The 271-nt window shown below is 40.6% G+C and carries 1 protein-coding gene; it reads right to left on the bottom strand.

Annotated features, from left to right (window positions below; translation table 11 throughout):
- Positions 1-226, bottom strand: a 226-nt coding sequence (locus tag ACPYOM_RS22545) for a hypothetical protein (RefSeq protein WP_481347671.1), incomplete at its 3' end; no start/stop codon positions are given.
- Positions 227-271: the final 45 nt, after the last annotated feature.

Raw genomic sequence — 271 nt, 5'->3', positions numbered from 1 at the left:
CTGCTGAGATATCTGTTACCAGATTGGTGGGTAATTTCGCTCTTTTTATTCTGAGATTGAGTTTTTTAAGCGGAAGCCTGATCTGATCTCCTAAGAGATACAATTCCCGGGTAGTCTGCTTTTGCCGAGTCAACACAGAATTACTAAACTCCTGCTGTTCAACTTCGTCTATTTTTGCGTCAAAAAGGTTTAGGTAAGCCGTTGTGTAATTGTGATCTTCGGCCATGAAATCGTTAAAATCTCTATGGAAACTTTGGTACAAGTCCTTCGC

Source organism: Monashia sp. HAY1-2A, from assembly GCF_056755315.1.
This window is presented reverse-complemented; position numbering and strand designations above follow the sequence as displayed.